Here is a 24,076-nt window from a genome sequence, read left to right as displayed (position 1 = left end):
GTCCCGAATCGGTGCCATGGCGACGCTCGAGGACCCCATCGAAATCGGCGGCGTGACGGTCCGAAACCGGCTCTACCGCGCACCGCTGCTCGAGTGTGCGGGCAACGGCCCCGACGCCGTCGACACCCTGATCGACGATCTCGAGCCGGCGGCCGAATCGGGCGTCGGCCTCATCTTCCAGGGCGCGGTGATCGTCCGCGAGGAAGGCGGCTGTGCGGCCCCGGGGATGACCCACGTCGCCCACCCCGACTTCGTCTCCCGCCTCGAGCGGCTCACCGACCGGATTCACGATCACGGCGGCCGGATCTTCGCCCAGCTCGAACACGGCGGCCTGCGGAGCATGGAGACCTGGCACGCCGAGTTCCGGGCGCAGAATCCAGGCCTCGAGCAACTGGCCGTTTCGCGACCGCCGTGGCAGCTGCAGGTGCTCGACCGGCTCGGCCTCCTCTCGTTCGACCCCCACGTGCTCTCGACCGACGAGGTGTACGAGCTCGCGGCGGACTTCGGTCGATCGGCGGCCTGGCTCGTCGACGCGGGCTACGACGGCCTGCACATCTCCGGCGCGAACATGGGGATCGTCCAGCAGTTCTGCTCGCCGTTTTACAACCATCGCGAGGACGAGTTCGGCGGCTCACCGGAGGCCCGGCTCGCGTTCCTCGCGCTCGTCCACGACGAAATCCGCGACCGTGCGGGCGACGTCCCGCTAACCACGAAGGTGCCGGCGGAGACGCCAGCCCCACCCGTCGTGCGGCGCAAACTCTCTCTCGCCGACGGCGTCGAACTCGCCCGCCGGCTCGAGCGAATCGGCTACGACGCGGTTGTACCGGTACAGACGTCGGTGACGTGGGACATGAGTATCGTCCGCGGGAAGTACCCGAAACGGGCCTGGGCGCACGAGGGGTTCAGAGGCGAGTACGACGCCGCGTTCGGCAGCGCCTGGAGACGTCGACTGGTCGCGGCGGGCAACCGGCTCCAGTCGCTGCAGTACCCGACCGAGCCAGCCTGGAACGAGACGTTCTGTCGGCGCGTTCGCGAGGCGGTGTCGATTCCCGTGCTGGCGGAGGGCGGCATTCGCGACCGGACGGAGATGGATCGATTGCTCGCTGGCGGCGTTGGTGGGAGAACGAACGAGCCGGGGCCAGCCTGCGATATGGTTGGAATGGCCCGCCCATTCTACGCCGAGCCGCGACTCGCCGCCCGGTTGCTCGACTCTCCCGCCACCCGCGTCGTCTGTGAGAGCTGCAACAACTGCACGGTGCCGCAGGTGACGGGCGCCCCGGGGATGTGTCGAACCCCGTCCGTGCTCCGTGCGCGTGGCGAACTCGAGCGAGCCGGCGCGTACGATCACGAGGGGTAGTACTCCGCTAAGCGTCGACTGCGGGGTCGAACCGGCCTTCAGCGACGGGTTCGACCCTGCAGAGCAGGCTTGACAAAGCACTAGTGCTCGTCGAACCGACGCGTGCGCCGCCTGCCGACCGAACGACACGCTCCGCTCGAGGGCTGGCACTAATAAAAAGACGGTTACTCGGTGACCTTACAGGTCGCGGGGCTGGACCGTCTTTCGGTCGTTGTCTTCGGCACGCCGTGCGGCGTCTTCGAGCAGCTCGGAGACTTCCTCGTCGAGTGCATCGTAGAAGTCCGATGCGACGTTTTTGTCATCGAGCGCTTCCTTAACGGCGGCTTTGACGATAAGATCTGCCATACGATTTCCCTGTTTCCCCTACCCCTTTATAATAGTTGTGGTTATCCCCCTCGATATCGGGCGTCTGACGGTCTGAGTCGGGGGTTTTGCTCCCTCAGCCACCGGAAAGTATATGTCCGATGAATTACCGACGGCGATCACGACGCCCTCGAACCCCCGACCGCCGCTTGCGCGCGGCTCGCGCGCACCCTCGGGCACTCGCCGGCTCGCGACGACGCATTCGAGTGTGCGCGTCGAGTACCCCGGGTATGCGTGAACTACTCGAGGCCGTCGCCGCTGGTGAGCTCTCGCCGGCGGCAGCCGAAGCCGAGCTCCAGGGATACGTCGTCGGCGAGGCGGGCCGGTTCGACGCCGCCAGAGAGCACCGTCGTGGCATCCCCGAGGCGATCCTCGCGGAGGGAAAGCATCCCGAACAGGTCGTCGAACTCGCGGGAACCGCCGTCGAGACGACCGATCGGGCGATCGTCACGCGGGCGACAGACGACCACGTCGCGGCGCTCGAGTCGCGGTTCGAGCCGGCCGACTCCGAGTACGCCATCGAACGCCGTCGGTCGACGCTACTCGTTCGCTCACCGGCGTACGAGCCGCCGTCGCTCGCGGCGACCGTGGGAATCGTCACCGCCGGAACCGCCGACGAGCCGATCGCCGACGAGGCACAGGTGATCTGTGAGGATGCGGGCGCGACCGTCGATCGGATCCACGACATCGGCGTCGCCGCACTCGACCGGGTGCTCGATCAGGTCGACCGGCTCCGGTCGGCGGACGTCCTGATCGTCCTCGCAGGACGGGAGGGGGCCCTCCCGACCGTGATCGCCGGCCTCGTCGACACGCCCGTCATCGGCGTCCCCATCTCGAGCGGCTACGGCCACGGCGGCGACGGCGAGGCCGCACTCGCCGGACTGCTCCAGTCCTGTACCGTCCTCTCGGTCGTCAACGTCGACGCCGGCTTCGTCGCCGGTGGACAGGCAGCGTTGATTGCTCGAGCGATCACTGATGCTTCGGATAGCCGTGACGATAGTCGTTGTGTGGGAGATTAATTTTCTCCGAAGCGAAAAACCATACGCTGTTTGGGAATACCTATTTATTATCTCGTCGAATAGGTCCGCTTACCGGCGTCCGCCGGTGTCACCATGCCCGAGTGCAACCACTGCGGCGCGCACGTCTCCGAGCGGTTTGCGCGCGTGTTCGCCGACGAGTACGGCGTCATCCACGCGTGTATCAGCTGCTCGGCGAACGCGGGAATCGCCGAAGTCGCGAGACAACGCGCCCGTAGCGCCTGACCCACCCACGTATCGCGAGATCGACTACGGACCCCGACCCTGGCTACGCGAGACTTTTGAGACGGATAGCCGTACTCGAGAGCGATGGCTGATCACGTCGTCTACGTCCTCGAGTGTGCCGACGGCACGCTCTACACCGGCTACACGACCGACCTGACACGCCGCGTCGCCGAGCACGACGCCGGCGATGGCGCGAAGTACACCCGCGGGCGGACGCCGGTCGAACTCGTCTATCACGAGCGCTACGAGACGCGGTCAGAAGCGATGTCCCGCGAGTACGAGATCAAGTCGCTCACCCGTGCCGAGAAAGAGCGGCTGGTCGGCCTCGCCGACGAGCCGGAGGCGTGATCGTCGTCAGTCGTCGGCCGCCGTCGCCCGGGGTGTCGTGCCGTCGGGCTCGATGAACGCGTACTCGGCGAGCTGTCGGCCGAGTTTCTCGACGCGGTCTTCGAGATCGGGGTCGACGAACCGGCGGCCGTCGATGGCGTCGGGGTCGTCGGCGAACGCGTCGTAGGCCTTTCGGATGCCGACCTGGTGGGGTAAGATCCAGCCGTGAACGCCGCGGACCGTGATCCGGAGGTGATCGAGCGTCGAGCCGTAGCTGCCGCCGCCGGCGGTCGCGAGCAGGCCGACGGTGGTGTCCTCGTACTCGTCGAAACTGCAGTAGTCGTGGAAGTTCTTCAGTGCGCCCGAGTACGAGCCGTGGTAGACCGGCGTTCCGAGGACGACGGCGTCGGCTTCGCGGACGATCCGTCTGGCCTCCTCGCCGTCGCCTTGATCGTCGACGTCCGGGTCGAAAACGGGGAGATCGTACTCGCGCAGGTCGAGCAGCGTCGTCTCCGCGCCGGCTTCCTCGGCGGCCCGGAGGGTGTACCGGAGCGCCGTCCGGGTGTAGCTCTCCTCGCGGAGGCTCCCACAGACGGCGACGACGGTCGGTGCGGAACTCATGCGCCGAGATAGACTTTCGAATCGTAAAACCACCACGAATCGAGCCGTCGGGCTCGAGTCGCGCCTCCTCTTGGTCACTGACCCGCCATCCAGTCGACGCCGTCTCGGGCGTCGCTTTTTTGCGGGCCCCCGTCGACGAGGCCGTATGGACGCGATTCGGTTCGGAACCGATGGCTGGCGGGCGACGCTCGAGGAGTTCACGACCCCGCGGGTGCGGGCGGTCGGACAGGCCGTGGCGACCTACCTCGCCGACGAGGGACTCGAGGCCCCGGTCGCGGTCGGCTACGACGCCCGCGAGCACTCTCGAGAATTCGCCGAGGAGCTGGCGCGGGTGCTGTGTGCGAACGGGTTCGACGTCCTGTTGCCCGAGCGCGATCGGCCGACGCCCCTGATCGCTCACGGCATCGTCGATCGCGACCTCGCGGGCGCACTCGTCGTCACGGCCTCGCACAACCCACCGGAGTACAACGGCGTGAAGTTCATCCCCGACGACGGCGCGCCCGCCCTTCCCGACGTAACGGAGGCCATCGCCGACCGACTCGCCGAGCCGGAGCCGCTCCCGGAATCGGAACACGGCTCGATTCGGGAAGTCGACTTCGTCACCCCGCACGCCGAGGCCGCCCTCGAGCGCGTCGACGCCGACCTCGAGGGCCTGACGGTCGCCTACGACGCGATGCACGGCAGCGGCCGCGGCGTCACGGACGCGCTGCTCGAGCGCGCCGGCGCCTCGGTCACCCGCCTGCGCTGTGATCGGGATCCTTCCTTCGGCGGTTCGTCGCCCGAACCCTCCCCGGCGAACCTCGAGGAGCTCGTCGAGGTCGTCCAGTCGGGCGAGGCCGACCTGGGGATCGCCAACGACGGCGACGCCGACCGACTGGCCGTCGTCACGCCCGATCGCGGTTGCCTCGACGAGAATCTCTTTTTCGCCGCGCTGTACGACTCCTTGCTCGAGGACGACTCGGGACCGGCCGTTCGAACGGTCTCGACGACCTACCTGATCGACCGCGTCGGCCAGGCCCACGGCGAGACCGTCCACGAGGTCCCCGTCGGCTTCAAGTGGGTCGCCGAGGCGATCGCCGACCACGACGCCCTCGTCGGCGGCGAAGAGTCGGGCGGCTTCACCATCCGCGGGCACGTCCGCGAGAAAGACGGCGTCCTGATGGCGCTCGTGGCCGCGGCGATGCACGCCGACGAGCCACTGGACGAGCGGGTGGACCGCCTCCTCGCAGAACACGGCACCGTCGTCCAGGACAAGACGGGCGTCGCCTGTCCGGACCACGAGAAGAGCCGGGTGCTCACAGCGCTCGAGGACGAAATTCCCGACTCGGTCGCGGGAACGCCCGTCGAGGACGTCAACACTGCCGACGGCTTCAAACTCCTGCTCGAGGACGGCTCGTGGCTGCTCGTCCGCCCCAGCGGCACCGAACCCGTGCTTCGGGTGTACGCCGAGGCCGAGGACCGGGATCGGGTCGAGGCGTTGCTCGGCGCCGGGGAAGAACTGCTCGAGTCGCTCGTGTGAGGCGTCGATCACCGTCGATCGGACCGCCGCAGACTCTTCGTGGAACCTCCCTCGTTCGGGAGAGCAGGAGGGCAATGCTGACGGTGTGGCTGGGCCCTCGTCAGAAATCGACCCGTCTGAATCGAAGGTAGCCCCCGATCAGCGCCACGCCGGCGAACGCGGCGAAGGTCACGAATCCGATCATGTTCGGGTCCCAGAGAACGCCGACGCCGTCGCCCCCGACGATCGACTCGAAAGTGGTCGGGAGATACCACGAGAGTCCTTCGAACGCGTGAAAGGGGCTGGCCCGGACCGCGTACACGAGCCAGGTCGGTTCCGAAACGGTCGTCAGCTCCGCCGTGTACTCCACGCCGAGATCGGTCGATCCGGTGAGCACGTACGCGACCGCGGGGAGGATGACCCAGTCCCAGAAGAAGACGAACACCGCGAAGAGCCCACCGGCGATCCCGAGTGCTCTGGCCTCGGTTGAGACCATCGCGGAGATGCCGACGACCAACCCGAGCCACGTTCCGGCGTACGCGAGGAGTCCCACCGTCGCACCAACGAAGTTCGCGAGGCTCGTCTCCTCGGTCGCCAGCACGATCCCCGAGACGAGCGCGTACGGGACGGCGAGGGCGATAACGAGGATCGCGAACCGACTACAGAACTTTCCGACGAGCAGGTCGGCCCGTGAGCCGCCGCTTCCGAGCAGCAGTCGGGCCCGACCGGAGCTTCGGTCACCGACGACGGCGGCGTAACCGAGCCCGATCGCGATCAACGCGGTGAAAAACTGAAAAAAGTTCAGGAGCAGGCTCCAGGGATCGTGGACCGTGCCGAGAGCGCTCGAGGTCTGAAACCAGTCGAGGACCGCGAGCGCCGACACGAGCACGACCGCTCCCCAGAGAAACCGCGACCGGACGGTCTCCGCGAAGTCCGTTTTGGCGATCGACAGCGCAGTGTCCGGAATCACGCTGCGCCCTCCTCGGTTACGTCGGCAAACAACGCTTCGAGCTCCCGATCCGTTACGTCGAGGTCACACACGTCGTGTCCGTTCCCGTCGAGCCACACGATCACATCGGACTTCACGCCCGGGGACGCACACTGGACGCGAAGCCTGTGCCCCTCGCTCGTGACGCCGTCCACCTCGGGAAGCGACTCGAGTTCCTCGACGAGGTCGTCGTCCGGCGCGGGATCGAGGTCCAGTTCGAGGACGGCGGCCGCCCCCAGTATCTCGCGGAGCCCCTCGACTTCGTCGACCGCGAGCAGTTGTCCGTCGTCGAGGATTCCCACCCGGTCGCAGACGACCTCGACCTCCGCCAGGAGGTGACTCGAGAAGAGCACCGTCGTCCCGCGGTCGGACTCCGCTTCGATGATCGAGCGCAGGGTCTGGATCCCGTTCGGATCGAGTCCAGACATCGGCTCGTCGAGGATCAGGAGGTCCGGATCGCCGACCAGCGCCATCGCGAGCGCGAGCCGTTGTCGCATCCCCTTCGAGAACCCGCCCACCGGTCGCGAGGCGACGTCCGCCAGCCCGACCCTGGACAGCACCTGGTCCGGGTCCACCGTCTGCCCGGAAAGGTCGGCGACGAACGCACAGTGCGCCCGGGCCGACAGCCGATCGAACAGCTCGTATCGGTCCGGGAGCACGCCACACCGGCGCCGAACGAACGCCGGCGCTTCCTGTGGATCGGCCCCGAGAACGGACACGGACCCCGACGTCGGCCGTCGGAAGTCCAGCAGGACGTCGATGGTCGTGGACTTTCCCGCGCCGTTCGGCCCCAGGAAGCCGAACACCTCGCCCGCTTCGACCGTCAGGTCGATCGACTGGAGGGCCGTGACCTCGCCGAACCGTTTCGTGAGGCCCTCGATCTCTATGACAGACATCGTCGGCAGATCACCCCGAGCCTACTTAAATGGAAATTGACGTTTGCAGGGGTAGCAACCGCTCGGAGCAGAGGTCGCTGGCGCTCGCTCTGGGAGCGGGGTGCCGCGGACCGTTCTCGCGGACCGCCTCGAGCGGTCGGTCGTCGTTCATCCTGGCATCCGGCGTGGACACGCCACGGCGACGTTCGACCGCGACGCTCGAGTACGCAGTGTGCGCGAGGGCCCCGACTGCGTGCGCCCGCAGCCGATCTCGACGACACAGCCGATCGTCCACGCGGCCGAGTGAGGGGCCTCGAGTGGAAACGGAGGGGTCAGTTAGAGAGGCCGTAGCCGATCTTGAAGAGGTAAACGTCGAGCGCGAGCACGCAGAGAGTGAGCGTCGTGAGGACGCCGAGCGAGGCCAGCGGGACGACTTCGGCGTACGCTGCGGGCGCGAGCTCGAGGAAGTCCGAGTAGCCGAGCAGGCCGTACCTGACGCCGTCGACCATGTAGACCATCGGGTTCAGCAGGGAGACGTACTGCCAGGTCGTCGGCAGGATCGTCAGCGAGTAAAAGACCGCCCCGAAGAAGACGAGCGGCCGGAGGATGAACTGGTTCATCACCGTCAGATCGTCGAAGTCCCGGGCGATGAGCCCGCCGACGATCCCTAACCCTGCAAAGAGCGTCGAGATGACACCCATCGTCACCACGAGGAAGGCGGCGTTCGCGACGCCGATCCCGCCGCCGACGGTGAGCGGGACGAACAACCAGCCGACGGCGGCGACGATGGCGCCGACGATCAGTCCACGGACGGCGCTCGCGGCCACGTAGGCGACCACCATCTCGAGGTAGGACAGCGGCGAGGTAGTCGTCTCGTGGATGTACTCGTTCCAGCGGCCGTGGAAGATCGAGAAGGAGGCGTTCTCGAAGGCGTTCGAGATCGTCCCCAGCACGATGAGGCCGGGGAGGATGAACAGGATGTAGTGAAAGCCGGCGATCTCGTCGATCCGGCCGCCGAGGATCACCCCGAAGACGGCGAAGTAGAGCACGTTCGTGATCGCCGGCGGCATGAACGTGTTCTTCGGCCGCCTGATAAACCGCAGCAGTTCACGGCGCAACAGCGCGCGCGAGCCGACGGTCCACATCAGGCGACCCCCTCCTGTTTGTGGGCGTCGGATTCGTCTGACTCCGAGTCGACCGCCGACTCGCTCGCACTCGAGCGCGTCACCGTCCGATCCTCGCGTTCGGTGAGGTCGACGAAGATTTCCTCGAGCGACGTTCTCGAAATCTCGAGGTCGGTGATCTCGTAGCCGTCGGCCTCGAGCTCGTTGAGCACTCGCGGCGCGAGTCGGCTCCCGTTGTCGACGCGGACCTCGAGTCGGTCGCCCGAGAGGGTCGCCTCGTGGGCGTACGAGCCGAGGCTCGGCGCGGTCGTCGGTGTCGGCTCGAGGGCGAGCGAGATCGTGTCCGTCCCGCGGGTCTTCAGCTCGTCGGGGGTGGCGACGGTCACCTTCCGACCCTCGTTGACGATGGCGACCCGGTCACAGAGACGTTCGGCCTCCTCGATGTAGTGGGTGGTCAGCAGGATCGTCGTTCCCTCCTCGTTGAGTTCGGTGACGAGCTCCCAGAGATCGTGGCGGAGCTGAACGTCCACGCCGGCGGTGGGTTCGTCCAGAATTAGCAGGTCGGGATCGGTCACGAGCGCGCGGGCGAGCAACAGCCGGCGTTTCATCCCGCCGGAGAGCCAGTCGAAGCGCTCGTTTCGCTTGTCGTAGATGCCCACCCGCTTGAGGGCCTCGTCGGCTCGCTCGGCGGCTTCGGCTTTTGGCATTCCGTGGTAGCCGGCCTTGTGCATCAGCACCTCTCGGATAGGGAAGAAGCGATCGACGTTGAACTCCTGGGGCGCGAGCCCGATCGCGTCCCTGACCTCGCGGTACTCGGTCTCGACGTCGTGACCGAAGACGCGCGCCTCGCCGCCCGTCTTGCGGACCAGCCCGACGAGGGTGTTGATGAACGTCGTCTTGCCCGCGCCGTTGGGACCGAGCAGGCCGAAGAACTCGCCCTCCTCGACGGTCAGGTTCAGCCCCGACAGTGCCCTGAGGTCGCCGTACTCCTTGACGAGCCCGTTCGTCTCGATGGCCGGTGGCATTCACTCTTCCGTCGGCTCTCGCGCCGGTAAAGGGTGTCGAAGGGCTGCGTCCCGCGTCCGCGGCAGCGTTCGTCGCCCGTCTGCTTGCGACCGGCTCTCGGAGACGGTCTGAACGTCCCGTTCGACCACTCGAGTGGGCGCGGAGTCACCCGCCCAGTTCTCGGAGTTTCTTCTGCACCTGCGCGTAGACCTTCGGGTGGAGGTTCATTCCCTCGTCCACGAGCTCGTACAGGACGTCGGTCGCCTCGTCCGCCGACAGGTCCCCTTCGTTCGTACACCGAAGTAACAGCGTCGTCACCCACCAGCACTCGACGCCGTGACTCCGGGTGACCTCGATCAGTCCTTTGTCGTTGGCGAGGAGCCTCTCTTCGTCGGACGCTGCCAGTAGAATCACGGAGGCATCGGCCACCGCTACTCCCTCCAGCGACGCCACCTCGCCGGCTTCCGCCTGCGTTTCGTGAATCGTCACGCCTTCCAGAAACTCGTCGAGCGCCGCGGTACCACGTTTTCCCTCGGTCAGCACTTCTTCCCGAACCGCTTCCGTCGTCCGAACGTCGTCGAACGTCGTCGAGACGAGGTCGAGCCGACCGACCCACGCGAGTGGAATCAGCGCGGAGGAATCGACGACGACCATCAGATTCGGTCGAGGTCGCGCTCTAAGTCGTCGGTCGTGTATCCCACGTCGATCCCTTCCTCGGCTGCGAGGGTCAGCATCTCGACGTACGACACGTCCGCGAGGTCGGCCGCCTTCCGGAGGGTGATCGAGTGCTCCCGGAGCTGCTCGAGTGCTCGCTCCTTGCGCCAGTCGTCGAGCCCCTGCCGGATGAGGCGCCGAAGCACCTCGGACCGGTCGGCACTCATCGCCTCCTCGAGTTCGGCGAGCGCCTCCTCGTCGTCCTCCGGGATGCGCGTGGTGACCGTCTTCATCGTTACGATCGAGTACGTTACGATACACAATAGATGTAACGCCAGAGCCGAAACCTATCGATGTGCCTTTTTGGGTAGGCCCCGTCATACGGTGTATGAAATCCGTCGGCGATTCGCGACCGGTGTCGATACGCTCGGTGAGGTTCCCATGACGCGCCGCGACGAGTACTACAACAAGGCGAAACAGCAAGGCTACCGGAGTCGGGCGGCCTACAAGCTCCAACAGCTCGACGAGCTCGAGAACGTCCTCCCAAGCGGCGGCACCGTCGTCGACCTCGGAGCCGCCCCCGGCGGCTGGCTCCAGGTCGCCGCCGAGGAAGTCGGCCCCGAGGGGACGGTGATCGGCGTCGACCTCCAGCGGATCAAACCACTCGAGGAACACGACCACGTCGAGACGATCCGCGGGGACATGACCGAGAATCGGACCCGCGAGCGCGTCGTCGACGCCGCCGGGGGGACCGTCGACTGCGTCGTCTCGGACATGGCGCCGAACATGTCCGGCGAGTACTCACTCGACCAGGCCCGCTCGCTGTACCTCGCCCAGCGGGCCGCCGAGACCGCCCTCGAGTTGCTCGATTCGGGCGGCGACTTCGTCGTGAAGGTGTTCCAGGGACCGGACGTCGAGGAGTTCCGGGCCAGCCTCGAAGAAGAGTTCCAGTACGTCCGGGCGACGACGCCGGACGCCACCCGCAAGCAGTCCTCGGAGATCTACCTCATCGCGAAAGGGCGACTTACCGCGCCCGTCAGCGTGGGTGACGAACTCGAGGTCGAGATCGAAGCCATCGGGAGCGAGGGCGACGGAATCGCTTCGGTCGAGGGCTACAAACTGTTCGTCCCCGACGCCGAGGAAGGCGACGTCGTCAGGGTTCGCGTCGAGGACGTCAAGCCGAACTTCGGGTTCGCACAGAAGCTCGATCGAGAGTGAACCAGGCGCGTTGTGTGCTCGTCGAGAACGTGAACTCGACGAGCGATACGTAACGCCACAACTCGACGCAGACCCAAGACGCAGCTTCTATTCGGCTCCTACCGATCGAAACCGCCACCATCTACTATAGTAACCGTTGATAGTCATTGCACACCCGGTCACGACCATCGGCGGTCTGCCTCGTCGACGAGGCCGAGGCAGACCGCTCGGCTGTGGCCGGGTGTAACTCGGTTCAACGAATACTATCTCTCGTCAGCACCGCCTCGTTCACGCCGTGGTCCTCGAGGAACGAGGCTCTCAACGCGATCTGCGAAACACCCGTCCTGGTCGGTGAGCGGGTGCGATCCGGCGTGATGTATCCGACGACCGATCAGTTTTGGCGCCCGGCGTCGAGCCGGCCTCGTCAGCTCGTCCTGCCATCGTTATCATGAGTCCGAAGCATATAGTAAAACACTTAAATATAATAGATCCAGACTTTCTTTGTATGCATAATACAATAACTGTGTTAGAATCAACGTTGTGGGTGCCTTGGTCTCACAAATCAAGGGCTATTTCTGAACCGTCGCAGGACTCGTTCAGGGGTGGCGTCGATGGGTAACGCCACATTCAACCGACGCGAGCTCTTGCGGGCCACGGGTTGTGGTCTAGCCGGATTCGCCGCCCTCTCGAGTACGGCCGTTGCCTCGGACGACCCGGAGTCCAACGCCGAGTCGAAGCCGCTCGTGTCCGCGGAGGGAGACGGTTCCGCGGACGATCCGTACGTCATCACCGACGCGACCGAGCTACAGGGCATCGCGAGCGAACCCGATGCACACTACGAACTCGGTGACGACGTCGACGCGAGCGACGTCGGCGGGAGTGGCGGCTTCGAACCGATCGAGGCGTTCGCCGGTCACCTCGACGGCAACGGCTACGAGATTACGGGACTGACGATCGACCGGCCGGAGGAAAACGATGTCGGCCTGTTCGCCGATACGGAGGCGTCGGCGACGATCGAACGGGTGCGGCTGGTCGACGTCGAGATCGTCGGCAACAACACCACCGCCGGACTGGCCGGCTCCAACGCCGGAACGATCGAGCGATCGTTCGTCAGCGGCACCGTGGAGTCCGAGAGCGGTAGCAGCTTCGCGGACGTCGGCGGGCTGGTCGCTGAAAACAACGGGACGATCACGGAGTCGTTCTCGACGGCTGACGTGACGGCCGAGGAGGCGGGGAGAGTCGGCGGCTTCGTCGGGCGCAACCGGGAGACGATCGAGGACGCCTACGCAACGGGCGACGTCGTGGGCGACGACGACGTCGGCGGCTTCGTCGGGAACAACAGCGGGACGATCGAGACGTCGTACGCGACGGGGATCGTCGGTGGGCCGGACGTCGGCGGCTTCGCCGGGAGCAGCGACACGGAAGTCGACTGTTACTGGGACGAGGAGGCCTCCGGTCTCGCGTTCACGGCGGGTGACGCGACCGGCCTGTCGACCGACGAGATGCAGGGAGCAGACGGGACGGACAACCTGACTGGTTTCGACTTCGACTCGACCTGGGAGACCGTTGCGGGCGAGTACCCGGTGCTGGCGGCGATCGACGACGCCGACCAGCTCGCGGTCCGCCCCGACGAACGCCGGGCGGCACTACCGACGCTGGAGGGCGACGGTTCGGCCGAAGATCCGTACGTAGTTACGGCGGTCGACCACCTCCAGGCGATGGCGACCGACCGGATCGCGTTCTACGAACTCGAGGCGGACGTCGAGGCAGGTGGCGGCTTCGAACCGATCGAGGCGTTCGCCGGTCACCTCGACGGCAACGGCTACGAGATTACGGGACTGACGATCGACCGACCGGAGGAAAACGACGTCGGCCTGTTCGCCGACACGGTGATGTCGGCGACGATCGAACGGGTGCGGCTGGTCGACGTCGAGGTCGTCGGCAACAGCACCACCGCCGGACTGGTCGGCTCCAACGGCGGCACGATCGAGCGATCGTTCGTCAGCGGCACCGTGGAGTCCGAGAGCGGAAGCAGCTTCGCGGACGTCGGCGGGCTGATCGCTCGAAACAACGGGACGATCACGGAGTCGTTCTCGACGGCTGACGTGACGGCCGAGGAGGCGGGGAGAGTCGGCGGCTTCGTCGGGCGCAACCGGGAGACGATCGAGGACGCCTACGCGACGGGCGACGTCGTGGGCGACGACGACGTCGGCGGCTTCGTCGGGAACAACAGCGGGACGATCGAGACGTCGTACGCGACGGGGATCGTCGGTGGGCCGGACGTCGGCGGCTTCGCCGGGAACAGCGACACGGAAGTCGACTGTTACTGGGACGAGGCAGCCTCCGGTCTCGCGTTCACGGCGGGTGACGCGACCGGCCGGACGACCGACGAGATGCAGGGAGAGGATGCAGAAAGCCTGTTGGCGGGCTTTGACTTCGACTCGGCCTGGGAGACCGTTGCGGGCGAGTACCCGGTGCTGGCGGCGATCGACGACGCCGACCAGCTCGCGGTCCGCCCCGACGAACGCCGGGCGGCACTACCGACGCTGGAGGGCGACGGTTCGGCCGAAGATCCGTACGTAGTTACGGCGGTCGACCACCTCCAGGCGATGGCGACCGACCGGATCGCGTTCTACGAACTCGAGGCGGATGTCGAGGCAGGTGACGGCTTCGAGCCGGTCGAGGCGTTCGCCGGCCACCTCGATGGCAACGGCCACGAGATTACGGGACTGACGATCGACCGGCCGGAGGAAAACGACGTCGGCCTGTTCGCCGACACAGTGATGTCGGCGACGATCGAACGGGTGCGGCTGGTCGACGTCGAGATCGTCGGCAACAGCACCACCGCCGGACTGGCCGGCTCCAACGCCGGAACGATCGAGCGATCGTTCGTCAGCGGCACCGTGGAGTCCGAGAGCGGAAGCAGCTTCGCGGACGTCGGCGGGCTGATCGCTCGAAACAACGGGACGATCACGGAGTCGTTCTCGACGGCTGACGTGACGGCCGAGGAGGCGGGCAGGGTCGGCGGCTTCGTCGGGCGCAACCGGGAGACGATCGAGGACGCCTACGCGATGGGCGACGTCGTGGGCGACGACGACGTCGGCGGCTTCGTCGGGAACAACAGCGGGACGATCGAGACGTCGTACTCCATTGGAACGGTCGAGGGTGACGATATCGGCGGCTTCGCCGGGAGCAGCGACACGGAAGAAGACTGTTACTGGGACGAGGAAGCCTCCGGCCTCGAGTCGACGGCGGGTGACGCGACCGGCCTGTCGACCGACCAGATGCAAGGCGATAGCGTTTACTTCCACCTCGAGTTCGACTTCGACGACGTCTGGCGGGTCGTCGACGACCCGGACGACTATCCGGAACTGGCGTGGGAACCGGAAGGCGACGACGATGACGACGACGAGTCCGCCCTCGAGCAGTACGCGGGCGAGGACGACGTCGTCGAAACCGACGGCCTCCGCAAAGCGATCAACGACTGGCGCGGCGGGGTGATCGACACCGACCTGTTACGAGACGTGATCGATCACTGGCGAAGCGGCGAGCCTGTCGTGTAACCACCGTCGATACACGGTCTCGCCCACGTCGAACGGTCGCCGGTTTCGCGAGCGACTCACGCTTCGTCCTCGAGGCGGCCGTGTCGGTCGTCGATCTCGTCTAAGATGTCGAGGGTCTTCCTGATCGAGGCGCGGATGGCGTCGCTGCGGTTGACGAACTTGCCGTCGTCGCCGACGTGTTCGTCGAGGTCGTCGAGCAGCTCCTGGGGGATTTCGACGCTGATCTTGGGCATGGCCGGTGGTTCGAAGGCGCTGTTCTTATACTGTCCGGCGATGGGACCGTCGATTCGATGACGTTGATTCGTCTCAGTCGGTGGTGAGCCCGCCTTCGGGCTCGGGCTCGGTCTCGCGGCCGCCACCGCCGCCGAACAGCCGGCCGCCGGCGGTGAGCACGTAGAGGACGGCCAGCCCGAGCATGTACGTCAGCGCGACCGGGATCGCGAGCACGAGCATTGTGAGGATGCCCCGCGGGCTGACGAACGCCGCCACGGTGAAGATGGCGACGACCATCGGTCGCCAGGCCCAGAGCATCCGCCGGTAGGAGACGATGCCGCCGACGTGGAACAGCGCCATGGTGACGATCATGTTGAAGAGGAAGCCGATGCCGACGGTGGTGAAGATCACGAGCCAGAAGAAGCTCTTCATCCGGTAGGAGACGACCATTCCGGCGTTGATGGCGTCGGCGATCAGGTAGGAGATGACTGCGGGGGCGATCCAGAAGAAGCCGAGGTAGGTGCCGAAGGCAAACCCTGCGAGCAGTGAGCCGCCCCAGACGATGAACAGCCGGCGGTCGCCCCGGACCAGCCCGCGCTCTTTGGCCGCGGGCCAGCCGTAGTAACAGACCATCGGCAGGATCGAGATGATCGCCGCCAGCGTGCTCACCTTCACGATGAAGATCAGCACTTCGACCGGGTGGAGGGCGATGACGACTCCCATCTCGTCGATGAGCGTGCCGAGAGTCATCCCCTCCGGATCGACCTCGTTGCGGACGGCTACCTCGTGGAGGACGTGTTCGGGGACGCGGTCGAGGAACGCCAGCAGGATCTGGCGGAGCCCGCCCTGGTACATCCAGAAGAACGACCCACCGAGGACGATCATGAACACCGCGACGATGCGGAACATCTTCGAGGTGAGGCTGCGCAGGATGAACATCAGGTCGTAGGCGTAGCCGCCGATGTCTTCCTCGGTGGTCTCGTCTTCGGTGAACGGATCGATCATCCCCGCCGCGGTGCTCGAGAACAGCCCCCCTTCCGATTCGTCCGCTGTGTCGGCCGAGGCGGCTGCCGACTCGCTCGAGGCCACACCGTCTCCCTCGGCGCCGTCCTCGGCGGCGCTGGCTGCCGCTTGCTCCTGGAGCCTGTCGAACCGGGTGATGATCGCCTCGGCCTTCTCGCGGTCGTCGTCGTACATCGCCTCGCGGGCCAGCTCGAGCGCCTGGTCTTCTTCCATCGCGAGGAAGACGTCGGCCGAGAGGTCGTCGATGCTGTCGGCGTCGAGCAGTTCGAAGTCGACGTCGTCGGGATCGGTGGCGTGGATCAGCGCTTCTTCGCGGGGGTAGACCGGGCTCTGGAGCACCTTCAGCGTGTAGAGCAAGAGAAAGAACACGCCGAGGCTGAGCGCGATGAGCAGACCCGAAGCGGCCTCGCCGAGGAGTCCGTGGTCGGCGGCGAGCACCTCGAGGCTGGTCGGGCCGGCGGGCTCGAATCGGCCGAGCAGCGGGTAGACCTCGTCCTCGAGGAGGGCGAACGCGCCCTGGTTGATGGCGGCGGTGACGGCGACGAACGTGAGCCCCAGGACGACGCCGAACTGGAGCGTTCGCCGTTTCACGAGAGCGGTTCCGCTTCCGGTCTGTGCGGCTCCCTTCCGTCGGATGTTGGTGACGAGCTTCGCCAGGCCGAGGCTGAACACGTAGAGGACGATCAGCGGCGCCGCCCACATGATCTGCGTGAACGGGTCCGGGGGCGAGAAGAACGCGCCGAAGACGAAGATGCCGATGATCGCGTAACGCCACTTGTCCCGGAACGTCTCGTACCGGACGATCTCCGTGTACGAGAGGACGCTCATGAACAGCGGGAGCTGGGCGGCGAGGCCAAACGAGAGCGTCAGGAGAGCGATGAATTCGGTGAACTCGGTGATGCCGAAACTCGGCTTGACTCCCGTTTCGTACGTGACGTCGCCCAGGAAGCCAAACGCGTACGGGAAGAAGACGGCGTAGGCGTAGATCACGCCGCCCCAGAAGAGGAGAAACGCCGTCGCCGCGAAGCCGGCCATGTAGGCCCGGGAGATCGGGACGACCGACTGGATTCCTCGTCGGCGAAGCGCCTCGCGGGAGAAGTAGAGGACGGCGGGGATGGCGAGGATGATCCCGACGATCAGGCCGATCTTCGCCTGCAGGAGGATCACTTCGAACGGAGTTCGCGTGATGAGGTCGGTCGCTTCCGCGACCTCGGGAGCCATCTCCGCTTTCGCCGTCGCCTCGAGGAAGTCCCAGATCCAGATCCGCAGGGCGTAAAACGAGCCGATGAAGCCGATGACGAAGACGATGAAGATCTTCTGGAGGTGCGCCTGTGCACTCGAGAAGATCGCCCCGAGAGTTTCACGGCCAGCGCTGACCGCCTGAACCGTCTCTTCGCCGACGGTCGAACTCATTTGGTGGTCGTGGATAACTTACATCCAGTTATCAACCTTTCGAGTACGCGAGTACCGACCGCCGTCGGCTAGCGATTCGCTGGCCTCGCGCTCGAGACGCTCGACGTCGTCTCGGTCCGATGAAGGTGACCGTCGGTTGGACGTCGCCTCGGTCGGTGACGGTGGCCGTCAGTCGGGTGGCGAACGGTTCGCCGGCCGTACGGAGTCGCCACTCGAGGAGCGATGGGTGCTGACCGCCCGAGGCCTCCGTTTGACCGCCCCGTCGGAACCGCCTGCTGGCGTCGCGTTCTCGCTTGCTGTGTGTGATCGTAAGAAAAAGGCCTATAACTGGCGGCCTATCTATCTCTCGATAGATGGCGGACGAGTCGGACGAGGGTGCTGACGCCGGCGAGCCCAGAGAGTCGGAGGCCTCGCTCGACGAGGAGGCGTCCCAGGACCCTGACGAGTGGGCCGAAGCGGCCGAGGGGAGTGACGAGTCCACCACCGCCGACGACGCGACTGACGCCGACTCCGAGCCGCGCGAGGCGAAGACCGACGGCGAAGGACTCGCCGACGACCTTCCCGAGCGCGACCGTGACGAGCCCACCTTCCCGGACCCGGACGACGATATCGGCGGCATCTCGACCCCGCCGGACGACGAGGAGATGCCGCTGGCCGACCACATCGAGGAGATGATCCTGCGGCTCGCGGTCGTTCTCCTCGTCGGCTCGGCGTTCACCGCGATCGGACTCCTCGGAGCGACCGAGGCGATCGACATCATCTGGAGCCGGGTCTTCCCCGCGGGCGTCGACGAGCCGGCGCACATCTACTACCCACTCGAGCTGTGGCTGACCCGGATCAAGGTCGCCGCGCTGCTCGGCATCATCGTCGCGTTGCCCGTGTTCGTCTACCAGTGTTACCTGTTCATGCGGCCTGGCCTCTACCCCCACGAGCGCAAGTACTACCTCGCGGCGGTGCCGACGAGCGTCGTCCTCGCGGGGGTCGGGATGCTCTTTTCGTTCGTCGTCGTCCTGCCGATCCTCTTCTCGTACTTTACCTTCTACGCCGAAGGCAGCGCCGAGATCGCCTACGCACTCGGCGAGACGTTCGGGCTGATCATCACGCTCACGGGCTTTCTGGCGATCGTCTTCCAGATCCCGCTCTTTATCATGCTCGCGATCATGATGGGCGTCACGACGCGTGCGTGGCTCGCCGAGAAGCGCCTCTACTTCTGGGCGGCCTTCTTCGGGCTCGCGTTCATGTTCACCGTCGACCCGACGATGATGGCGCCGATCATCGTGGCGATCGTGATGATCCTGCTGTTCGAGGGGACCCTGCTCCTGCTCAAGTGGACCGGCCGGGAGTGACCACGTCGCGTCTCGACCGGACGATCGACCGTTGCTTACCGGTCGAGATCGGTGATCGTCACTCCGTCGTCGGAACGACGACGTCGTCGTTCGCGCTCGAGGGCTTCAGGTGTTCGGTCGCGTACGCGACCGCCGACTCGACGTCGGCCGGACGCTCGCAGACGCCCTCGAACAGCGACATGAACTTGCGGGCGAATCGGTCACAGCTTTCGTGCGTCGTCGCCGTCCTGACCACCTCGCGCTGCTCGAACTCGAGTCCGGGGAACGTCGTAACGGCGAGTTCGTAGCCCGGTCGCTCGAGCGCCGCGAGCGTCGCCGGAGCGATCCGTAGCGAGACGTCGCCGGTGTCGTGGACGTACGTCGTGAACCGTCGGGGTCGTGCACCCGGGGTCGGCCGATAGGTGTCGGTTCCGTCGCAGCACCACGCGGACGGGAGGTCCTCGGTCATCGATGGCGGATACACCGAGTACGTATAGAAATCGGCCTGTTATGACAATATTGTCCACCTGAACCAGAGGATAGCGCACGAACGTACGCTATCGTGTCTAAAAAGTCCAAATACACTTACTAATACGTCGGTTCACTCGAGGACAACTGGACGCACGTCAGCTGTCGTCGAGTTCCGACTCGGCACGGTCCCGATCGTCGACGGTTGGTGACTCCCCGCCGGGGCTAACGCTGCCGGTGCGGTAGCCGTGGAGGTCGAGGGTGACGTACTCGAAGCCGATCCGCGTCAGCTCCTCGCGGGCCGCCTCGACGAAGGCGGGGTCGAGTGCGTCCTCGAGTTCGTCGGGAGCGACCTCGATGCGAGCGAGGCCGTCGTGGTCGCGGACGCGAAAGCGCCGAAAGCCCCAGGTTCGAAGGAGGGTCTCGGCGCGTTCGACGCGGCTCAGCCGTTCTTCGGTCACCTCGAGGCCCGTCGGGATGCGCGAGGAGAGACAGGCCATCGAGGGTTTCTCGGCGACCGAGAGGCCGTAGCGGTCGGCGATCTCTCGCACCTCGTCCTTGCCGATGTCGTGGGCCAGCAGCGGCGAGTGGACGGCGAGTTCCTCGACCGCCTGCAGTCCCGGCCGGTGGCCCGCGTTCGGATCGTCGGCGTTCGTCCCGTCACAGACCGTCTCGATTCCGAGCTCGCGGGCGGCCTCGAACATCTCGCCGAGTCGCATCGTCCGACAGTGATAGCACCGCTGGTCGTCGTTCCGGACGAAGTCGTCGCTCTCGAGTTCGGAGAACTCGACGATCTCGTGACGGATGCCGATCTCGTCGGCGACCCGTCTCGCCTCGGCGAGTTCGGCTTCGGGGAGCGTCTCGCTTCTCGCCGTGCAGGCGACCGCTCGCTCGCCGAGGGCGTCGTGGGCGATCGCGGCGACGGCGCTCGAGTCCACCCCGCCGGAGAAGGCGACGAGCACCCCGTCGCGGTCGGCGAGGTCGGCGCGGGCGGCATCGAGTTTCTGCTCGACCGTGGGCATGTCCCGTCGTTCGGCGCGAACGGGCAAAAGGACGTTGTATGCGGCTTCGACGAGCGGTCGACCGGTCGACGTGCGTCGGTCAGTCGGGCAGGTACCGAACGCTCACGACGCCCGCCGCCGGCGCACAGCGAACCTCCACCCGGACCGCCTCGAGTCGGGCTGCCCGCGCGACCGTCTCGAGGTCCTCGCAGATCTCTCGCGCCGTCTCTTCGGCTCCCTCCGGCGGGACTGCGAGGACGTGGATCTCGCCCCGTCCGGCTCGCTCGCTCCGCACGACGTCGCCGACGTCGGCGTCCGCCGCGGTCTCCTGCGACGCCTGCGTCGGCTCGAGGTCGCTGTCGATCACGTCGACCTGCCGCCGTGACTCGACGTCGACCACCTGCCACGTAACCTCGAGGGGCGGCTCCGGCGCCACGGTCGCCTCGAGGACGTCACGCGCCTCGAGGCCGGGGTTCGACGAGAGCGTGTGGACCTGGGCGGTATCGACGTCGCGAATCATCGCCGACGCCTCCTCGGCGTGCGTCACGACGAACGTTCCCGTCTTCTCGTCCGTGTCCGTCTGCTCGTTCATGGTCGACGGGAGGACGTCGACGGCTTTCGGGGTTTCGACTCGAGAACGGCTCGCTTTTACCGGCGGCGCCGCGTCACTCGCTGCGCCCACCGCCTGGCCACGACCGAGGGGTCACTCCACGACGTGTTCGATGTCGTATGAACCGAGCCGACGGACCCAGCCGTTAGGTACGAGCTCCTCGAGGTCGGCCAGCGCCGCTTTCGTCCGTTCCTCGTACAGCCCGGCGTCGACGTCGAAGTGAAAGAGGTAGTCGCCCAGTCGCGTCCCGCTCGGTCGCGACTCGAGGCGCGTGAGGTTGATGTCGCGCTCTGCGAACGGTTTGAGCAACTCGAGCAACATCCCGGGGTAGTTCGCGTTCGGGTAGATGACGAGCGAGGTCTTTCCGCCGGCTTCCGAGCGCTCCTCGACGGGCGCGAGCGCGAAAAATCGCGTCGCGTTCGACGTCTGGTCCTGGATGTCCTCGGCGAGCACCTCGATGCCGTCGCCGGCGTTGTCGGGGTGGCCGATGCCGGCGACTGTCGGATCGTCCCGGGCGCGCTCGACGCCCTTGGCCGTGCTCGCGACGGCCTCGAGCGTGGCGTCGGGATACGCCGACTCGAGGTAGGAACGACACTGGGCGAGCGCCTGGGAGTGGCTGGCGACCGTCTCGAAGTCGGCGCGCTGGGCGAGCAGGGCGTGACGGATCGGCGTGACGATCTCACGGACGACGGCGACGTCGTACTCGGCGACGGCATCCAGGCTCTCGGTGACGCTTCCTTCGATGCTGTTCTCGACGGGGATGACGCCGCGGTCGTACTCGCCGCTTGCGACCGCGTCGACGATCTCGGTGACCGACTGCCGGAAGTCGATCTCGTCGGCCACCGCGCGCGTCGCTCGATGGGAATACGTTCCTTCGGGACCCAGCGTGACTGCGATCATGTCGCTCTGTAGCAGGCAGGGTGGGAAAAGCGCGTCGAGAGCGATCGCGTATCGAACCCGACGCTCGACTGTTGCACGATGCTCGAAGGGTAGAATTCGTCGGCAGTCCCACTACTCGTCGAGGTGCTCGATGCCCTTCTTCGAGACGTTCGCCTCGGTGATCTCGCCGGGCATCCAGTCGGGTTTGTCGTCCGGAGCCGTCTCCTCCCAGGCCCAGCCGTCGTAGATGTGAACCTTGCTGGTGCCTTTCTCGCGGAGCCTGAGTTCGGTCATCTCCGCGTCGTCCTCACTCGGGGCCGGCTCGAGCCGTCGAGCCGCTTTCAGCGCCGCCTGTCTCGGGGTGTTCCCCGAGAAGACGCTCTCTTCGGTACCGTCGGAATCGCGCAAGGCGAAGTTTCGCTTACCGTCTTCACGTACCATGGTTTTTGGCCTCCATGGCAAACCAGCACAGGGTCCGACATAAAGATATCCCCGAAAACCGACCGAAAGCGCCGGTATCTTTAAGTACGTTCGACTCACCACTTCTCCGCAACATCGACAGAGGGAGCCGACTTCCTGACGAGCCGGCTCTGTGGCGACCTGTGTGAGTCAGAGTCAGTCGCCGTGACGTAGAAAACACTTAAGTACATCCTACGGCGAAGTTCGTGGTAGAATCCCGCGATGGTACGGAAAAAGAAGTTGAGTCCAAGCGGTGCGAAAGACGAGGACGGAAACTACCACAACGTGCACCTCAACCTCCACGAGGACGAACTTGCAGTCGCGGGCATGGACATCGGTGACGAGGTATTCGTCCGCGTCCGAGATGGCAAGATCATTATCCAGAAAGCCGACGAGGACGAAGTAGAGCACGAGTTCTAGGGCCACAGGTTCGTTCTGGACGGAACTAGCGACCACCGGCGAGCACACCGCTCGCGATCGTCCACCTCTCGACCTACGAACCGACGAGTTCCTCGAGCCGCTCGGCGCCCGCCCTGGTCCCCTTTGCGAGCAGGACGTCCCCGGCGCGAAGCTCCGTCTCGGGCCCGGGCTGGATCTCCCACTCGTCGTCCTCGACGCTGGGAGAGCCACGCGGTCGTCGCACGCCGATGACTCGCATTCCCGTCTCCGTTCGGACCATCGTCTCGCCGAGGGTGCCCCCATCGAGGGTGCTCCCCTCGGCGACGGTTCGCCGGACGATCACTTCGTCACTCTCTGAGACCGCCTCGGCGACGACCGGGTGCGTTCCCAGCCCACGAAGCACACCTTCACTGATTTCGAGGGCCGCGTCGCTGATGACCTCCGTGCTCCCCGCGAGGTGAACCAGTCCACGCAGGTCGACTGGGTCGTCGACGCGCGCTGCAGCCTGGAGCGTCCACGCCTCCAGGCGCGACTCGAGCTGGTCGACCTCGGCCTCGAGCGCAGCGACCTCTTCGGCGAGATCGGTGCTATCGTACAACACTGCACCGTAGGCGAGGTCGACGGCGAGTTCGCTCATGTTCTTCATCAGCACGATGGCGTCGACCGCCCGTTCGAGGTCGGCGATGCCCGGCTCGACGGGTTCAGGCGTCTCGTAGGGCTCGCCCGTGACCGTCTCGTAGACCGGCCCGAGGTTCTCCTCGAAGCCGCGCATGAGGATCACGTCCTCGGCCTCGAGGACCGTATCGACGTTGGGGTTGAGCAACCACTTGCCGCGACGCCGGATGGCGATCACGCGAACGCCGGTCTCGGTCTCGAGGTTGAGGTCGCCGAGGCTCCGGTCGGCGAAGCGCGACTCCGCCTCGACGGTCGCACGCACGACCGGCTCGACTGCCTCGGGCAGCGCGGCCCGCATCGCGTCCGGGAGACCGATCTCCTCTAAGACCACCTTCGCGACGTCGCCAGCGGCGTCAGAGATCTTCTCCGCCGCGCCAACGACGCCGAGCACCGGGGCGAGCTGTTCTGCGTCGTCGGTGGTTCGGGCGGCCATCAGCAGGCTCATCCGGGCCTGCAACTGGAGGACGTCCATTCGCTCTTCGAGCGTGAGCACCTCCTCGGCAACCGCCTCGCTACCGAACAGCACCGCTGAGTACGACAGATCGATGAGTAACTCGGCGGTGTCTTTCATCTCGGCGAGCACCTCCTTGACGCTGACGGGGCGGTACTCGACCTCGTGGGACGTATCCATGTTCGTCGACTTGTATGGGCCACGAGAAAAACGTTGCCGGAGGACTGTGGCGACACGACCGCCGGGCGCCCCGATCTCGTCACGTCCGGGAGGGAACGTGGCGACCTCGAGTTCGACGATTGACGCGATACCCGTCGCTCGAACGC

General features: G+C 66.1%; 26 protein-coding genes. 10 read left to right on the top strand and 16 right to left on the bottom strand.

All coding sequences use genetic code 11. The annotated features are described in order from the left end of the window. The first annotated feature begins 16 nt into the window (after window positions 1–16). Complete coding sequence (locus NMQ09_RS01375) at window positions 17–1,357, top strand: oxidoreductase (RefSeq protein WP_255192665.1); 1,341 nt, start codon at window positions 17–19, stop codon at window positions 1,355–1,357. A gap of 177 nt (window positions 1,358–1,534) precedes the next feature. Here NMQ09_RS01375 and NMQ09_RS01370 read toward each other — a convergent pair whose 3' ends face one another. Next, window positions 1,535–1,702 (bottom strand): DUF1931 family protein, encoded by a 168-nt coding sequence (locus tag NMQ09_RS01370; protein WP_255192664.1) that lies wholly within the window; start codon window positions 1,700–1,702, stop codon window positions 1,535–1,537. A 248-nt stretch (window positions 1,703–1,950) separates the two neighbouring features. Between NMQ09_RS01370 and larB the strand changes: the two genes are divergently transcribed. The 3 genes from larB (at window position 1,951) to NMQ09_RS01355 (ending at window position 3,330) form a co-directional block, all read left to right on the top strand. Next, window positions 1,951–2,739 carry a nickel pincer cofactor biosynthesis protein LarB gene (larB, locus tag NMQ09_RS01365; protein WP_255192663.1) on the top strand — a complete coding sequence of 263 codons (789 nt, stop codon included), beginning with the start codon at window positions 1,951–1,953 and terminating at the stop codon, window positions 2,737–2,739. A 93-nt stretch (window positions 2,740–2,832) separates the two neighbouring features. Continuing rightward, the gene (locus tag NMQ09_RS01360; RefSeq protein WP_255192662.1) at window positions 2,833–2,982 is read left to right on the top strand and encodes a DUF7563 family protein; all 150 of its coding nucleotides are present in this window, start codon (window positions 2,833–2,835) and stop codon (window positions 2,980–2,982) included. 84 nt (window positions 2,983–3,066) lie between these two features. After that, window positions 3,067–3,330: a GIY-YIG nuclease family protein gene (locus NMQ09_RS01355; RefSeq protein WP_255192661.1), complete on the top strand. Its 264-nt coding sequence runs from the start codon at window positions 3,067–3,069 to the stop codon at window positions 3,328–3,330. A 6-nt stretch (window positions 3,331–3,336) separates the two neighbouring features. Here NMQ09_RS01355 and NMQ09_RS01350 read toward each other — a convergent pair whose 3' ends face one another. Further along, the gene (locus NMQ09_RS01350) at window positions 3,337–3,930 is read right to left on the bottom strand and encodes an NADPH-dependent FMN reductase (protein WP_255192660.1); all 594 of its coding nucleotides are present in this window, start codon (window positions 3,928–3,930) and stop codon (window positions 3,337–3,339) included. A gap of 145 nt (window positions 3,931–4,075) precedes the next feature. On the opposite strand from NMQ09_RS01350, the gene NMQ09_RS01345 reads away from it, so the two are divergent. Continuing rightward, complete coding sequence (locus NMQ09_RS01345) at window positions 4,076–5,449, top strand: phosphoglucomutase/phosphomannomutase family protein (protein WP_255192659.1); 1,374 nt, start codon at window positions 4,076–4,078, stop codon at window positions 5,447–5,449. A gap of 100 nt (window positions 5,450–5,549) precedes the next feature. Here NMQ09_RS01345 and NMQ09_RS01340 read toward each other — a convergent pair whose 3' ends face one another. After that, on the bottom strand, window positions 5,550–6,398 hold the full coding sequence (locus NMQ09_RS01340) for an ABC transporter permease (RefSeq protein WP_255192658.1): 849 nt from the start codon (window positions 6,396–6,398) through the stop codon (window positions 5,550–5,552). Continuing rightward, window positions 6,395–7,312, bottom strand: a complete 918-nt coding sequence (locus NMQ09_RS01335) for an ABC transporter ATP-binding protein (protein ID WP_255192657.1) — start codon at window positions 7,310–7,312, stop codon at window positions 6,395–6,397. Before NMQ09_RS01335 ends, NMQ09_RS01340 begins: the two co-directional genes overlap by 4 nt. Window positions 7,313–7,412: 100 nt before the next feature. Here NMQ09_RS01335 and NMQ09_RS01330 point away from each other — a divergent pair, with 100 nt between their 5' ends. Then, a complete protein-coding gene (locus NMQ09_RS01330) occupies window positions 7,413–7,598 on the top strand; it encodes a hypothetical protein (RefSeq protein ID WP_255192656.1) in 186 nt (61 codons plus the stop codon). A gap of 25 nt (window positions 7,599–7,623) precedes the next feature. Here NMQ09_RS01330 and NMQ09_RS01325 read toward each other — a convergent pair whose 3' ends face one another. The 4 genes from NMQ09_RS01325 to NMQ09_RS01310 all read right to left on the bottom strand — a co-directional run bounded on the left by NMQ09_RS01325 (window position 7,624) and on the right by NMQ09_RS01310 (window position 10,367). Beyond that, entirely contained in the window at window positions 7,624–8,436 is an 813-nt protein-coding gene (locus NMQ09_RS01325; RefSeq protein WP_255192655.1) for an ABC transporter permease, read from the bottom strand. Next, window positions 8,436–9,440: an ABC transporter ATP-binding protein gene (locus NMQ09_RS01320; protein ID WP_255192654.1), complete on the bottom strand. Its 1,005-nt coding sequence runs from the start codon at window positions 9,438–9,440 to the stop codon at window positions 8,436–8,438. The genes NMQ09_RS01325 and NMQ09_RS01320 overlap by 1 nt, the downstream gene beginning before the upstream one ends. A gap of 145 nt (window positions 9,441–9,585) precedes the next feature. Next, window positions 9,586–10,074 carry a PIN domain-containing protein gene (locus tag NMQ09_RS01315; RefSeq protein ID WP_255192653.1) on the bottom strand — a complete coding sequence of 163 codons (489 nt, stop codon included), beginning with the start codon at window positions 10,072–10,074 and terminating at the stop codon, window positions 9,586–9,588. Then, window positions 10,074–10,367, bottom strand: coding sequence for a UPF0175 family protein (locus NMQ09_RS01310; protein ID WP_255192652.1), 294 nt, complete (start codon window positions 10,365–10,367; stop codon window positions 10,074–10,076). The genes NMQ09_RS01315 and NMQ09_RS01310 overlap by 1 nt, the downstream gene beginning before the upstream one ends. Window positions 10,368–10,515: 148 nt before the next feature. Here NMQ09_RS01310 and NMQ09_RS01305 point away from each other — a divergent pair, with 148 nt between their 5' ends. Further along, a complete protein-coding gene (locus NMQ09_RS01305; RefSeq protein WP_255192651.1) occupies window positions 10,516–11,292 on the top strand; it encodes a 23S rRNA (uridine(2552)-2'-O)-methyltransferase in 777 nt (258 codons plus the stop codon). A 590-nt stretch (window positions 11,293–11,882) separates the two neighbouring features. After that, window positions 11,883–14,834, top strand: coding sequence for a GLUG motif-containing protein (locus NMQ09_RS01300; RefSeq protein WP_255192650.1), 2,952 nt, complete (start codon window positions 11,883–11,885; stop codon window positions 14,832–14,834). Window positions 14,835–14,890: 56 nt separating this feature from the next. Here the strand turns inward: NMQ09_RS01300 and NMQ09_RS01295 are convergent, their stop codons facing one another. Together NMQ09_RS01295 and NMQ09_RS01290 are read right to left on the bottom strand one after the other, a co-directional pair. Then, window positions 14,891–15,067: a ribbon-helix-helix domain-containing protein gene (locus tag NMQ09_RS01295; protein WP_255192649.1), complete on the bottom strand. Its 177-nt coding sequence runs from the start codon at window positions 15,065–15,067 to the stop codon at window positions 14,891–14,893. A gap of 73 nt (window positions 15,068–15,140) precedes the next feature. Then, the gene (locus tag NMQ09_RS01290) at window positions 15,141–17,483 is read right to left on the bottom strand and encodes a twin-arginine translocase subunit TatC (protein ID WP_255192648.1); all 2,343 of its coding nucleotides are present in this window, start codon (window positions 17,481–17,483) and stop codon (window positions 15,141–15,143) included. Between the two features lie 353 nt (window positions 17,484–17,836). Here NMQ09_RS01290 and tatC point away from each other — a divergent pair, with 353 nt between their 5' ends. Next, window positions 17,837–18,829, top strand: coding sequence for a twin-arginine translocase subunit TatC (gene tatC / locus NMQ09_RS01285; protein WP_255192647.1), 993 nt, complete (start codon window positions 17,837–17,839; stop codon window positions 18,827–18,829). Between the two features lie 58 nt (window positions 18,830–18,887). Here tatC and NMQ09_RS01280 read toward each other — a convergent pair whose 3' ends face one another. The 5 genes from NMQ09_RS01280 to NMQ09_RS01260 all read right to left on the bottom strand — a co-directional run bounded on the left by NMQ09_RS01280 (window position 18,888) and on the right by NMQ09_RS01260 (window position 22,207). Beyond that, the gene (locus NMQ09_RS01280) at window positions 18,888–19,277 is read right to left on the bottom strand and encodes a hypothetical protein (RefSeq protein WP_255192646.1); all 390 of its coding nucleotides are present in this window, start codon (window positions 19,275–19,277) and stop codon (window positions 18,888–18,890) included. Window positions 19,278–19,434: 157 nt separating this feature from the next. Next, window positions 19,435–20,298, bottom strand: coding sequence for an ATP-dependent sacrificial sulfur transferase LarE (larE, locus tag NMQ09_RS01275; protein ID WP_255192645.1), 864 nt, complete (start codon window positions 20,296–20,298; stop codon window positions 19,435–19,437). 79 nt (window positions 20,299–20,377) lie between these two features. Next, window positions 20,378–20,869, bottom strand: coding sequence for a DUF5812 family protein (locus NMQ09_RS01270; protein WP_255192644.1), 492 nt, complete (start codon window positions 20,867–20,869; stop codon window positions 20,378–20,380). Between the two features lie 111 nt (window positions 20,870–20,980). Next, entirely contained in the window at window positions 20,981–21,787 is an 807-nt protein-coding gene (pheA, locus tag NMQ09_RS01265; protein WP_255192643.1) for a prephenate dehydratase, read from the bottom strand. A gap of 111 nt (window positions 21,788–21,898) precedes the next feature. Next, window positions 21,899–22,207, bottom strand: a complete 309-nt coding sequence (locus tag NMQ09_RS01260; RefSeq protein ID WP_255192642.1) for a non-histone chromosomal MC1 family protein — start codon at window positions 22,205–22,207, stop codon at window positions 21,899–21,901. A 240-nt stretch (window positions 22,208–22,447) separates the two neighbouring features. On the opposite strand from NMQ09_RS01260, the gene NMQ09_RS01255 reads away from it, so the two are divergent. Continuing rightward, window positions 22,448–22,645: a hypothetical protein gene (locus NMQ09_RS01255; RefSeq protein ID WP_006066039.1), complete on the top strand. Its 198-nt coding sequence runs from the start codon at window positions 22,448–22,450 to the stop codon at window positions 22,643–22,645. 73 nt (window positions 22,646–22,718) lie between these two features. Here NMQ09_RS01255 and NMQ09_RS01250 read toward each other — a convergent pair whose 3' ends face one another. Then, window positions 22,719–23,930: a potassium channel family protein gene (locus NMQ09_RS01250; RefSeq protein WP_255192641.1), complete on the bottom strand. Its 1,212-nt coding sequence runs from the start codon at window positions 23,928–23,930 to the stop codon at window positions 22,719–22,721. Window positions 23,931–24,076: the final 146 nt, after the last annotated feature.

This window comes from Natronobeatus ordinarius (genome assembly GCF_024362485.1).
Lineage (GTDB): Archaea > Halobacteriota > Halobacteria > Halobacteriales > Natrialbaceae > Natronobeatus > Natronobeatus ordinarius.
Note: the sequence above shows the minus strand (reverse complement) of the source record. Positions and strands in the feature narration are given on the sequence as shown.